Consider the following 13208-nt stretch of genomic DNA (forward strand, 5'->3'; position numbering starts at 1 on the left):
TTTTGAAAAAGAAAAAGGAGGGATTTTCCATGAAGCGATTTGTATTAACAGCTGTTACGGTCTCTGTAATATTTTTAATTGCTGCATGTTCTTTGGCCACAAATACAACAAATGATCATAAAAATATGAAAGATAAAAAAACAATACAGGCTGAAACAGCTACAAAACCATTGAAGGTTGAAAAAGGACCAGAAGTTACTTTAGTAGCGAAAGAAGAAAAGCAAAAGTTAGGTAACGGTGTTATTGTTCCAGTCTGGACATTTAATGGCTCATCACCTGGTCCAGAAATTCGGGTGAAAAAAGGTGAAAAGGTGAAAGTGACATTAAAAAATGAATTATCTGCACCAGTATCTATTCATTGGCATGGATATCCTGTCCCAAATAACATGGATGGAATTCCAGGCGTGACACAAGATGCAGTTGAACCAGGAAAAAGTTTCACTTACGAATTTGAAGCGAACGTACCAGGAACGTACTGGTATCACTCGCATCAAGATTCTGTAAATCAATTAGATAGAGGTTTGTATGGAGCGCTCATTGTAGAAGATACAAAGGAAAAATATGATAAAGATTACACATTAATGTTGGATGAATGGGTTACAGATAAAGAAGAAATGAATAAGCAGTTAAAAGAAATGACAAAAGGGCAAATAGGTAATAAATCTAAAGGTAATGAAAATGAGGAAAAGAATGATGATAAGAACGGCATGGCTCATTCTGGTATGGACATGGGCAGTGATCAAAAAGACTCTGGCAATATGGCAGGAATGGACCATGGAAATATGAAGATGGAAGGTCATGATATGAGTATGTATGATTTATTCACAATCAATGGAAAAAGCGGTGATTTAGTAGTGCCATTGAAAGTGAATAAGGGAGATAAAGTTCGTCTTCGACTCGTTAATGCTGGTTATCTATCACATGATATACATGTTCACGGTCATGATATAAAAGTAATTGCGACAGATGGTCAACCAATAAATGATCCAAAAGTTATAAAGGATAAAGTAATTTCAATCGCACCGGGTGAACGTTATGATATTGAATTTACTGCTAATAAAACTGGGAAATGGTATGTTGAAGACCATTCGAAAAATAAAGGTGCAAAAGGAATGAAAGCTGTTATTGAATATGATGGCAGCAAAGAGATGAAAGATAAAGCAGACGAAAAAGAAAAATTACCGAAAGTAGATATCATGAAATATGGTACTAAAAAATTAGGAAGTTTCCCGTTAAATCAAGAGTATACTGCCACATATAATATGGACTTAAATACGCAAATGAATGGAAATGAAATGGTATATACAATTAACGGAAAGGTATTTCCGGATATTGACCCAATTCAAGTAAAAAAGGGTGATTTAGTAAAAGTGAAGTTGGTAAATCGTTCTAAAATGGATGATCACCCAATGCATTTACATGGTCATTTCTTCCAGGTGTTGAGTAAAGATGGAAAACCGATAGAAGGTTCTCCGATTGTTAAAGACACATTGAATTTGAGGCCAGGAGAAGAATATGAAGTAGCCTTTGTAGCAGACAATCCTGGTGAGTGGATGTTCCACTGTCACGACCTACATCATGCTTCAGCAGGGATGGTAACGGAAGTGAATTATACAGATTATGAATCTGGTTATGTTCCAAACCCTAATATTCCTAATAAACCAGAATAATGTGAAAATCATGTAGTTTATTAATGATGAAAGCAGTTATCTTAATAGGTTGCTGCTTTTATATGTCATGTTGTGAATTGGGAATATTATTTTTATAAAAGTTTAGATAATACGAGAAGGTTATCCTGTAGAAAGAGTTTACAAGGTGAGAATGTTTTTTGTTATTTAAGAATTAAAAAACATGGTGGTTTTTGATTAGAAGTGGATAAATTTATTGTATTATATTGTAGTTCCGCAAGATTGAATACTTATATTTGACCTTTCTTTTATTTTATACTACAATTCGTAGTGTGAAAGGAGAAGTCAGATATTCAAGCAAAATTATGAGTTAAATGAAGAAGGATTCAATTATGATTTTTTTATTTTTGTAGTATTAATTATAGGTGATTATTTTTTCGGTATTTTTTTGGTAATTAAAACTACATTGTGTAGTGTTTGGTTGAAAGAATGAGAGGATTTTCAGAGTGTTATGAATTTAAATTTCTTTTATTACTAGATATAGATTATTGTGAATGATTAGAAATTTAATATGGGAAGTAAAAGAATAATTTTGCTGAATGGTTTAAGTGGGAAAAATATAATGATACTTGAATGTGTTTATAGGAAGGTGTTTTGTACTTATGAAAAAGATTTTAGCTAGTGTAGCAGTAGCTTCTGTTACAGGAAGTGTATTTATTAGTACTGCTCAAGCGAAAAATACTGTTATACCAAAAGACACGAAGCATGAGCAAACGACTGATGTAGTAAAATATGAAAATCAAGTAACAGTAAATACAAATGCTCTACGTGTCCGCACACAACCAAATATGTCTAGTGCAATAATGGGACGCGTGTATGAAGGAGAAGTTTTACAAGTTATTGGAGAAGAAAACAGTTGGCTGAAAATTAATCATAAAGGAAAAACTGGCTATGTAAGTAGTGAATTTGTTTCGGGAAATAATGTATCAGCGAAGACAAATGTAAGCATGAGTCGTAGTAAAACTGTAACTGCTAATGTATTACGTGTTCGCACACAGCCAAATACGTCTAGTGCAATAATGGGGCGCGTATATGAAGGGAAAGCTTTACCAGTTATTGGAGAAGAAAACGGTTGGTTGAAAATTAATCATAATGGAGAAGTAGGTTATGTAAGCAGTCAATTTGTAATAGACGGTAGTTCAAATGGAAGCGACAATAACAATGGAAAAGTTCAAGTAGCGAGTGGCAATTACAAAGTTAACGTATCTTCTCTCCGCGTACGTACAGGTCCAAGTACTTCCCATGCAATTTTAGGCTCTATACATAAAGGACAAGTTGTTCAAGTAACTGGTGAAATTCAAGATTGGGTCAAAATTAACTATAGTGGACAAACTGCTTATATTAGTAAAGATTATATTTCAAAGAGTGGTTCTAATGCAAATGTAGACCAAACAAATGAACAACAAAAGAATGTTACGGTTCAAACTGACGGCACATACATTGTAAACGCTACTTCTTTACGTGTTCGCACGGGCCCTGCTACTTACCATAGTGTAATTGGTGGTGTATTAAACGGACGAATATTGCAAGTAACTGGCGTTGAAAATGGCTGGTTGAAAATTAATCATAATGGAAGAACTGGTTATGTAAGTAGTGAATATGTAAAATTCGTTAAAGGAGGTACACCATCAAAACCTGAAACTAGTAATCTATCTACTGGGGCAACAGTTGGTGACTACTATGTTAACGTAAACGTGTTAAATGTAAGAAACGGCGCTGGTACAAATCATGGTGTAATTGGTGCATTATCAAAAGGAATAAAAGTACAGGTTCTATTTGAACAAAATGGCTGGTTGAAAATTAATTACAACGGTAAAAACGGTTATGTATTAAGTGAATTTTTATCAAAAACAAGTGAGACTGATGCAGAGAAGCGGCGGCAATCCCAAGAGGTAAATAAAACAAATGACTTTATTCAACCAGCTGCAGGAAGATATACTTCTAGATTTGAGAAACGTGGTGGGAAAATGCATCATGGATTAGATATTGCTGCTTCAGGAACAGTGCCGGTTGTTGCTGCCGCAGAGGGGGTAATCACTCGCTCTTATTATTCTACAAGCTATGGTAATGTTGTGTTTATTTCTCACAATATTAACGGACAAACATATACGACTGTATATGCTCATTTAAAGAGTCGTCCTGTTTCTGCTGGTCAAAAAGTGAAGCAAGGACAACAAATTGGCATAATGGGGAATACAGGACAATCTGAAGGACAGCACTTACATTTTGAAATCCATAAAGGTGAATGGAATGCAAAGAAGAGCAATGCTATGGATCCAAAAATATATATTGGTTAATTGAAAATTTATCCCGCATTAACGGGCAGTAAGCCCCACGTCTCAAAATTCAGCGAAAGCGAAGAAGTTAGGTTGGGGATCAACTGCCCGTAAAAGCCCGATTGGTGAGGGCTGATAATCAGTGGGGATGAACAAAACCCCTACTGATTAAAGTTTCGCTTTATTATTTCAACCTGGAATAGTATATTTTCTCAAGCAAAGAGAATTTCATAGATTTAGAAGTTTTGAACTAACAATTCAAAGTGTTTTTATCTTTGTCTGTTAAGAAATAAAAATAATGAAATCGATCCCCTCTACTATGATGAAATAGTAGAGGGGATCGATTATAGTTGTTAATGTTTATGTTGTTCTTCTGTGGAAGAGGTGGGCGGGATATGCTCTGGGAACGTTACAAATATAGTCAGGATAATTACTACACCAATTGAGAGTAATAATGGAAAACGTCGCTGAATAACAGCAGAAAAACTTTCTGATAAAAACTGAATCATACATGACATAGTTATTGTTATAGTAAGTAAAAGGCTAATGAACAATATACTATGAGCTTGTTGAGCATTTAACATTTCTGTAATCATTGCTCCCATCATACTTGCCATTAATCCAGAAAACATTCCTTCTAAAGCAGTATATAGGTGAAAACGTAGACCCACTAAAAAACCGATAAAACCACTAATTAAAATAGCAAGTAAAGTAGAATATAGTAATTCCCCCTTAAAGAGAATGCCTAAATAAAAACCAATACTTAAACCGATACTCATACTAAAAGACATAATAAATACCATATACTCCATTAGGGTACCCTTACGTTTAGAAATATTGGATGTAATAAGAATTGAGGTACAGCAAAGTGTTAAGGTAGTTAACGTATAAGCAAACATTATGATACCTCCTTGTCCTATCGTTCATTTCATCATATGTGTACTTATGATAATTTATATCTGCATATTATCTGCACAATTTCATAGATGTAAGCAAAGGAACGCTTGATTTTTTAGGGCGTCTTTTTTAATTGTAAGCATGTGAAAGAAATTGTTATATTATGAGTTTCTATTGTGAAGCCATAAAGAATAAGCGTATAATATTATAGGTCTCCCATTTGCGAGACAAACCGCGAATGATAAATAAGATTGTTGTTTTATCATCGCTTCTAAACATATAGACAATGAAAGTAACACTGGAATACAGATAGGGAGTTATAAAATGAAATTAATTATTGCCGAGAAACCAGATCAAGGGTTGGCTCTTGTTTCACAGTTTAAATATCGCCGGAAAGATGGATATTTAGAAGTAGAAGCGAATGAGTTATTTCCAAATGGAGCGTACTGTACATGGGCAATTGGTCATTTGACGCAGTTATGTAATCCAGAGCATTATCACGCAGAGTGGAAAAAATGGTCACTTGATACGTTACCGATGATTCCTGAACGATTTCAATTTGAAGTAACAAAGTCAAAGTATAAGCAATTTAACGTTGTGAAACAGCTGTTACATAATCCACAGGTAACAGAAATCATTCACGCAGGAGATGCTGGGCGTGAAGGGGAACTGATCGTACGAAATATTATTAATCTTTGTAACGTGCAAAAGCCGATGAAACGTCTATGGATTTCATCTTTAACGAAGCAAGCTATTTACCAAGGATTTAAAAATCTACTTGATGAATCAGATACAATTAATACGTATTACGAAGCATACACAAGATCTTGCGCTGACTGGGTTGTTGGTATGAATGCATCACGTGTCTTTAGTATTTTGTTAAAGAAAAAAGGAATGAATGATGTATTTTCTGCTGGTCGTGTCCAAACACCAACGTTAGCATTGATTGTAAAGCGAGAGAAAGAAATTGAAAACTTTAAGTCAGAGCCTTTCTGGGAAGTGTTTGCAACCTTTAATATAGAAGGAAAGAAATATGACGGGAAATGGGAAAAGGATAATGAATCCCGCTTAAAAGACCCTGATATGGCGAATAAAATTGCGGCATTTTGCCAAGGGAAACCGGCTGTTGTGAAGGAAATGAAAACGGAGCGTAAAGAGTTTCAGCCGCCGCTTTTATTTAACTTATCATCACTGCAAGCAACGGCAAATAAAGCCTTTAAGTTTTCACCGAAAAAGACGCTTGATATAACGCAAGCACTATATCAAAAAGGGATTGTTTCTTATCCACGTTCAGATTCTAACTATGTTACACAAGGAGAAGCAGCGACGTTCCCTGATATTTTACAGAAGTTAAGTCAGTTTGATGAATATAAAGGCTTATTACCGGCTCCGGTTGAATCCATTATGAATAACAAGCGTTATGTAAATGAAAAGAAAGTAACAGATCACTACGCAATTATTCCGACAGAGCAAGTTACAAACCCAAGCAGACTATCAGGTGATGAAAAGAAAATATACGATATGATCGTAAGAAGGCTTATTGCAGCTCATTATGAAGTTGCAATCTTTGACTATACAACAATCATTACGCTTGTAGATGAACGTGCTGAATTCATTTCAAAAGGAAAACAGCAAATTCAAGAAGGTTGGCGTAAAGTTATTTTCCAAGACGATAAAGATGACGAAACCATTCTTCCAATTGTAGCTGAAGGCGAAGAAGGAAAAGTTGTAAAGGTGAAAGTGAAAGAAGGAAAAACACAGCCACCGAAGCGCTATACAGAAGGACAACTTATTACGTTAATGAAAACAGCTGGTAAGTATTTAGAGAATGAAGAGCTGGAGAAAGTATTAAAGAAAACAGAAGGTTTAGGTACGGAAGCGACTCGCGCAGGTATTATTACGATGCTGAAAGACCGTAAGTATATAGATGTAAAGAAAAACCAAGTGTATGCGACTGATAAAGGAAAAGTATTAATTACCGCAATTGGTGACAAAATACTAGCTTCACCAGAAATGACTGCGAAATGGGAACAACGTCTTGCGGAAATTGGTGAAGGTACAGCTTCACCAGCTACATTTATGGAACAGACGAAAAAGCTATCAGCTAAAATTATTGAAGATGCAGTGGAAATGTCAGAGAAATGGGACTTTACTGGATTGCATGTTGAATCGATTGAGCGAAAAGGATCGAAATTTACAACAGGTAAAAAGGTTGGTAGCTGTAAAAAATGTGATGGCGATGTAATTGATAAGTCAACGTTTTACGGCTGTTCTAATTACAACACGACACAATGTGACTTTACCATCTCGAAGAAAATATTAAGTAAAACAATTTCGCAAAAGAATATGACAAAGCTATTAAAAGGTGAAAAGACCGATTTAATTAAAGGCTTTAAAAAGGGCGAGAAAACATTTGATGCGAAGTTAGAGTGGAAAGATAATAAGATTAATTTTGTGTTTGAGAATTAAGTTGTTTTAACAAATAAAAATATGATAATTAAAAAATATCCTATAGAATAGACGCTTAAAAAAGTCTATTCTATAGGATATTTTTTTGAATAAGTAGTACTATATATTTTTGTTTGAAATGAAATATACAATAAAAAAATCTTTATAATTGATAATTATTTATTGTAAAACAATAAATTGTGTATTAAAATCATTATCATAATAAATCAGTGAGATGCTTTTTATAGAAAGGTAACAAAGCTGTTTTTTATTAGAGGAGGTAAAATTATGAACAATCAAAATTTGATTATCGAAAATATGGATAACCCTCATGAGTTGGAGAAGATGTATAGAAAAGATCCGAAAGCTTTTAAAAAATCATTCTCACAAGCATGGGACCAAAATCCTGATTCCCAGGTTCTAGCTGCTTGGTATGAAAGGTTGCATTTCAAGGAGAAGGTAAATAAAGAAAAAACATCTTTGTTTCAAAAAGGTTTCTTATTCATGGGCCTTTTAGCTATTCTGGCCGGCATAAGCACTAGAATCATTTTCCACTTTGTTGAGCAGGAAGCAATTGCTCCAATTAATTTGGCTTTTGGTGTAATTCCCTTTATTGCTGCTTATTTTGTTTACAATAATACTCCGAAAAAAAGTATTATTTATTCCCTTGCAGCGTTGTTCCTAATTTCCGGGTATTATCTTAATACGCTGCCAGTAAATTATAAAGACAGTACCATACTTGTGTATTTACATCTTCCTATATTTTTATGGGGCTTAGTAGGGCTTGCATTTACAGGAAATGAATATTCAAAAGGCAGTACAAGATTAGCCTATATTAAATTTAATTTAGAATATTGTCTTCTCTACGGGAGCATGGCAGTGAGCGGAATGATACTTGCGGTATTCACCATGCGTTTATTTAGCTTTGTTGACTTAGATATAGGAGAATTCTATTTTAGTAATGTTGTTTTATTTGGAGCAGCGGCTCTCGCTATTGTGACTGCATACTTAGTATCAATGAATCTTAAGCTTGCTAAAAATATTACACCATACATATCTAAAATTTTTAGTCCTCTCGTCCTGATTACCTTGCTTATCTATCTTATAACGGTAATTTGGGTCGGAAAAAATCCATTCTTGGATCGCAATTTCCTAATGGCCTTCAACGGAATACTGCTTGGCGTATTGGCTGTTACTATATTTTCTATCGTTGAGAGTGACTCGGACGAGAAAAAGAACATTTCAGATTATATAAATTTTTCCTTAATTGTTCTGGCGCTTATTATTGACACTGTCGCATTGTCAGCCATAGTATTCAGACTTTCTTCTTACGGGATTACACCTAATAGACTTGCTGTTTTAGGTGTAAACATACTGGTCTGGGCAAATTTAATTTGGATTATGTTTTCCTATATGCGTTTCTTGCAAAATAAATCAGGACCAAAAGCTATCCAAGATGCCGTTACGAAGTATTTGCCAATATACGGACTTTGGGCAGCTTTCGTTATATTTACGTTTCCTATCATTTTTAATTAGAAAGGATCTGTTAATGTAACGAAAAGTTAATTCTCTATAACATATAAAATTTTTAGAGCCGATCAATTTATAATTGGTATTATTACGTTTGTAGTTTCGGTAATTTCATTTGTATTGATAAATAAGAAGTAAGTGTTGTATGTAATCTTTCCATAATAAAAAACGTCCCAAAATGGGACGTTTTTTATTATGCATATTGCCGTTTTTTCTTAATAAGCAACAAAACTTGTGACACACAAGCTAGTACCGGTAACTCAATCAATGGTCCAATAACGAGTGCAAGTGCGATAAGAGGTTCGTCTGGAAAAGCGGTCACAGCGATAGCGAGTGCAACAGGTGAGTTTCTTGCTAACGTTGTTAAGCTTAGACTTACTGTATCTTTGTAAGATAAATGCATGATGCGCCCGATAAATTGTCCTAGTAAGAAATTAATGATGAAGAACAATAGAACAGGAACGAGTAATAATAAAACGACATTCATATTTTGCAGTAAATATTTACCTTGTGATGCAAACATCGCTACTATTGCTAAACTTAAAAATACAATTTGAGCAGAGCTGAAAAACGGAATGAGTTTATTCTCGAGAGTTTCAGCTTTTTTCATTTTATTCATAATGAACTTTGTAGCGTGTGCAAGTATAAATGGTAAGACGATTACGATAACAATACTTTCTACTAAAACAGAAATCGCTACAGTTTTCATGACACCAACAAATAAAAATAAATAAATGGGAAGGAGCAGTACTTGCAAAATTAAATTTACAGGTAAAATTGCAGTAGAAAGTGCTACATTACCTTTCGCTATTTCAGTAAAGATTAAGTACCAATCTGTACATGGAGTAACCATTAACATTATAAATCCAACCCAAAGTGCTGGATGATCGGAAAGAAATAGTGCTCCTAACCCCCAAGCGAGTAAAGGTGTCCATAAGAAGTTAATAGTAAGACTTGTTCCAGCAAATTTTAAATTGCGAAATCCGTTTTTTATTTCTTTTAATGGAATGCTGAGGAATAATCCATATAGCATGAAAAATAAGAAGGGGACAATAAATTTGTCTGAATACGTATGTATCATATTAAATTGTCCGAGTACGATGCCGCATGTAACAGCAAAAAGAATAATAAAAGTTTGAAGCTTTTCTATAGTGCTCATGAATAAATCCTTTCTATATATGAATTTTCCTCTCAAAGTTTATTATACAAGTAATAAAGATGTATTTGGTGTTCAATTGTATTTTAGTTAATATTTTTAAGTTGAGATTTTATTTTTTATTAAAAGTTACTTGACTAAAGTAAGTGACTATATTACAATCACTTACATAAGGTAATTAAATAACAAAAAGTTATGATAGCGTAACTTAAGGTATCTATTGGAACTTTTTCTTAGAATAAGAATTTTTATGATGATGAATAATGAATATGAAAAGAAAGATTAGGTGAAGAAAATGGGACTATTTAGCTCATTATTTGGTAAAAAAGAAGAAAATACGAATGTAGAGGGGAATAAAAAAATGTCAAAAGTATTATTTGTAAAAGCAAACGATCGTCCAGCGGAGCAAGCAGTTAGTTCAAAAATGTATGAAACATTTGTAAGTACTTATAAAGAAGCAAATCCAAATACAGAAATTACGGAATTAGATTTATTTGCATTAGATCTTCCTTATTACGGAAATATCGCGATTTCAGGTGGATATAAACGTAGCCAAGGCATGGAGTTAACTGCTGAAGAAGAGAAGGCAGTTGCTACAGTAGATCAATATTTAAATCAGTTTTTAGAAGCTGATAAGGTTGTATTTGCATTCCCATTATGGAACTTTACAGTACCAGCGCCATTAATCACATATATTTCATACTTATCTCAAGCTGGAAAAACGTTTAAATATACAGCAAATGGCCCAGAAGGTTTAGTTGGTGGTAAAAAAGTAGTTGTGTTAGGTGCTCGTGGTTCAGATTACTCTTCAGAGCAAATGGCTCCTATGGAAATGGCAGTTAATTACGTAACAACGGTACTTGGATTCTGGGGAATTACAAATCCAGAGACAGTTGTAATTGAAGGACACAATCAATATCCAGATCGTTCACAACAAATTGTTGAAGAAGGTCTAGAAAACGTTAAAAAAGTAGCAGCAAAATTTTAATTCATGATAGTAAATGGAAAAACCAACATGGATGACCATGTTGGTTTTTTAGTCTATTTTTCATGTTAAAAAATGTATATTTATAAAATAAAAGAAAAGTTCGAAAATAGTATTGCAAAATATTATATAGCAAACTATAATGAGTTCAAGAATAGTTGATACTTAAATTAAATATTCAGAAAATTCAATTAGTTAAAATTGGAAAATGAGATAAGGAAACTTGAATGGGGGTTATATTATGGCGAATAAAGTACCGTTTTCGTTCATAGTAGTTATTGGATTAATGTTATTTGCACTATTTTTTGGAGCGGGAAATTTAATTTTCCCAGCGATGCTTGGTCAATCAGCAGGAGAGAATGTATGGATTGCTAACGCTGGATTTTTAGTAACTGGTGTTGGATTACCATTACTAGGTGTGCTAGCATTTGGTTTTTCAGGTAAAGATGATTTGCAGTCGTTAGCTAGTCGTGCTCACCCAGTGTTTGGGATTGTGTTTACAACAGTTTTATACTTAGCGATTGGTCCGTTATTTGCAATACCGAGAACAGGAAATGTTTCTTATGAAATTGGTCTTAAACCGTTTATGCCAGAAGGAGTAGGTTCTACACCTTTAATTCTTTTCACAATTATATTCTTTAGTATCACTTGTTTTTTTTCGCTAAATCCCGCGAAAATTGTCGATATTGTTGGAAAAATCTTAACACCAATTAAGTTGACTTTCATCGGTATTTTAGTAATCGTTGCTTTTATACATCCGATTGGAGATATGCAAGCACCAGTGGAAGCTTATACATCACATGCATTCTTTAAAGGATTCCAAGAAGGATACTTAACGATGGATACGCTTGCATCATTCGTATTCGGGATTATCATTATCAATGCTATTAAAGAAAAAGGTGCGAAAACGAAAACACAGATTATGGTCGTTTGTGCAAAAGCGACAATTATTGCAGCATCTATTTTAGCAATTATCTATACAGCACTTTCTTATATGGGTGCTTCAAGTGTTGCAAAGCTTGGACATTTAGAGAACGGCGGAGAAGTATTAGCGAAAGTTTCTAACTACTATTTCGGATCATATGGCGGAGTATTATTAGGATTAATGATTACAGTAGCTTGTTTAACAACTAGTGTGGGACTTGTATCAGCATGTTCTTCATTCTTCCATAAGTTATTCCCAAATGTTCCTTACAAAGCAATTGCAATCACGCTATGTGTATTTAGTGCAATTGTTGCAAATGTAGGATTAACACAGTTAATCGCAGTTTCTGTTCCAGTATTAACAGCAATTTATCCACTAGCAATCGTATTGATTTTCTTAACATTCTTCCATTCATTATTCAAAGGAAGAGCTGAAGTTTATCAAGTGAGTTTAATCGTAACATTTATCATCAGCTTATTCGATGGATTAAGTGCAGCTGGAGTTAACATTGAAGTAGTAAGCCAAGTGTTCACTAAATTCCTTCCGATGCAGGAAGTAGGATTAGGCTGGATCTTCCCAGCCATTATCGGTGGATTTATCGGATATGGACTTAGCATTTTAAAAGTGAAAAACCAAGTTCAACCAGCAACTAGAGCGGATAAGAAAATAGGTTAAATAAAAAAAGTTATAGAACTTGTTTCTATAGCTTTTTTTGTTACTATTAATAATGAGAAAAAATAAAGTAGTAGGGGAAATAAAATGAAAAAAACAATTGATCATATCGGAATCGCAGTTCGTGATATAGATAGTACGATACGTTTTTATGAACAGGTTCTATCAGGAGAATTAATAGATCGTTACGTAAGTGAGGCAACAGGTGTAGAAAGTGAAGTAGCCATTCTTGAAGTGGATGGAGATAGAATTGAATTACTTGCACCGACAAATAACACCACTTCACCAATTGCCCGATTTATAAAACAAAAAGGTAAAGGTGTACATCACGTTGCGTATCGTGTCGATGATTTAGATGTGGCTCTAGAAGAGTTAAAAGAACAAGGTATTCGGACATTAGAGCATACACTACGCATTAATAAGCACGGTAGAAGGTTAATTTATCTTAACCCAGCGGATACAGAAGGAACGATTATCGAGTATTGTGATTATCCGGAAGAGAAATAGAAGAGGGATATTTTTTTAAAGGTGTTACGTAATAACGTAATACCTTTTTATTTATGTATTTCACATTTTCTTCACAAATGATTCACGATAACTTTTCTTCTTTGATAACTTACATAAATATATT

9 protein-coding genes are annotated in these 13208 nt (G+C 33.9%); 7 read left to right on the forward strand and 2 right to left on the reverse strand.

Annotated features, from left to right (window positions below; translation table 11 throughout):
* The first annotated feature begins 29 nt into the window (after positions 1-29).
* Together ACTFP3_RS05645 and ACTFP3_RS05650 are read left to right on the forward strand one after the other, a co-directional pair.
* Positions 30-1670: a multicopper oxidase family protein gene (locus ACTFP3_RS05645; RefSeq protein ID WP_016122305.1), complete on the forward strand. Its 1641-nt coding sequence runs from the start codon at positions 30-32 to the stop codon at positions 1668-1670.
* Positions 1671-2290: 620 nt separating this feature from the next.
* Positions 2291-3985 (forward strand): SH3 domain-containing protein, encoded by a 1695-nt coding sequence (locus ACTFP3_RS05650; protein ID WP_326035998.1) that lies wholly within the window; start codon positions 2291-2293, stop codon positions 3983-3985.
* A gap of 332 nt (positions 3986-4317) precedes the next feature.
* Here ACTFP3_RS05650 and ACTFP3_RS05655 read toward each other — a convergent pair whose 3' ends face one another.
* Positions 4318-4863 (reverse strand): hypothetical protein, encoded by a 546-nt coding sequence (locus ACTFP3_RS05655; protein WP_025710121.1) that lies wholly within the window; start codon positions 4861-4863, stop codon positions 4318-4320.
* 322 nt (positions 4864-5185) lie between these two features.
* Here ACTFP3_RS05655 and topB point away from each other — a divergent pair, with 322 nt between their 5' ends.
* Entirely contained in the window at positions 5186-7330 is a 2145-nt protein-coding gene (topB, locus tag ACTFP3_RS05660) for a DNA topoisomerase III (protein WP_000766734.1), read from the forward strand.
* Positions 7331-7597: 267 nt separating this feature from the next.
* A complete protein-coding gene (locus tag ACTFP3_RS05665; protein ID WP_326036000.1) occupies positions 7598-8845 on the forward strand; it encodes a DUF4153 domain-containing protein in 1248 nt (415 codons plus the stop codon).
* Positions 8846-9032: 187 nt separating this feature from the next.
* Here ACTFP3_RS05665 and ACTFP3_RS05670 read toward each other — a convergent pair whose 3' ends face one another.
* The gene (locus ACTFP3_RS05670; RefSeq protein WP_326036001.1) at positions 9033-9998 is read right to left on the reverse strand and encodes a bile acid:sodium symporter; all 966 of its coding nucleotides are present in this window, start codon (positions 9996-9998) and stop codon (positions 9033-9035) included.
* 292 nt (positions 9999-10290) lie between these two features.
* Here ACTFP3_RS05670 and ACTFP3_RS05675 point away from each other — a divergent pair, with 292 nt between their 5' ends.
* The 3 genes from ACTFP3_RS05675 to ACTFP3_RS05685 all read left to right on the forward strand — a co-directional run bounded on the left by ACTFP3_RS05675 (position 10291) and on the right by ACTFP3_RS05685 (position 13084).
* Positions 10291-10983, forward strand: coding sequence for an FMN-dependent NADH-azoreductase (locus ACTFP3_RS05675; RefSeq protein WP_000522528.1), 693 nt, complete (start codon positions 10291-10293; stop codon positions 10981-10983).
* A gap of 238 nt (positions 10984-11221) precedes the next feature.
* Positions 11222-12580 (forward strand): branched-chain amino acid transport system II carrier protein, encoded by a 1359-nt coding sequence (gene brnQ / locus ACTFP3_RS05680; RefSeq protein ID WP_001284786.1) that lies wholly within the window; start codon positions 11222-11224, stop codon positions 12578-12580.
* A gap of 84 nt (positions 12581-12664) precedes the next feature.
* Positions 12665-13084: a VOC family protein gene (locus ACTFP3_RS05685; protein ID WP_000750856.1), complete on the forward strand. Its 420-nt coding sequence runs from the start codon at positions 12665-12667 to the stop codon at positions 13082-13084.
* The last annotated feature ends 124 nt before the right edge of the window (positions 13085-13208 follow it).

The sequence above is a fragment of the Bacillus cereus group sp. MYBK5-2 genome (genome assembly GCF_051915685.1).
Lineage (GTDB): Bacteria > Bacillota > Bacilli > Bacillales > Bacillaceae_G > Bacillus_A > Bacillus_A cereus.

What these genes read in the sequence shown, in the direction of transcription:
- ACTFP3_RS05650 (WP_326035998.1), top strand. Translation starts at nt 2,291, where the DNA reads ATGAAAAAGATTTTAGCTAGTGTAGCAGTAGCTTCTGTTACAGGAAGT.
- ACTFP3_RS05655 (WP_025710121.1), bottom strand. Translation starts at nt 4,863, where the DNA reads ATGTTTGCTTATACGTTAACTACCTTAACACTTTGCTGTACCTCAATT.
- ACTFP3_RS05685 (WP_000750856.1), top strand. Translation starts at nt 12,665, where the DNA reads ATGAAAAAAACAATTGATCATATCGGAATCGCAGTTCGTGATATAGAT.
- ACTFP3_RS05645 (WP_016122305.1), top strand. Translation starts at nt 30, where the DNA reads ATGAAGCGATTTGTATTAACAGCTGTTACGGTCTCTGTAATATTTTTA.
- topB (WP_000766734.1), top strand. Translation starts at nt 5,186, where the DNA reads ATGAAATTAATTATTGCCGAGAAACCAGATCAAGGGTTGGCTCTTGTT.
- ACTFP3_RS05670 (WP_326036001.1), bottom strand. Translation starts at nt 9,998, where the DNA reads ATGAGCACTATAGAAAAGCTTCAAACTTTTATTATTCTTTTTGCTGTT.
- ACTFP3_RS05675 (WP_000522528.1), top strand. Translation starts at nt 10,291, where the DNA reads ATGGGACTATTTAGCTCATTATTTGGTAAAAAAGAAGAAAATACGAAT.
- ACTFP3_RS05665 (WP_326036000.1), top strand. Translation starts at nt 7,598, where the DNA reads ATGAACAATCAAAATTTGATTATCGAAAATATGGATAACCCTCATGAG.
- brnQ (WP_001284786.1), top strand. Translation starts at nt 11,222, where the DNA reads ATGGCGAATAAAGTACCGTTTTCGTTCATAGTAGTTATTGGATTAATG.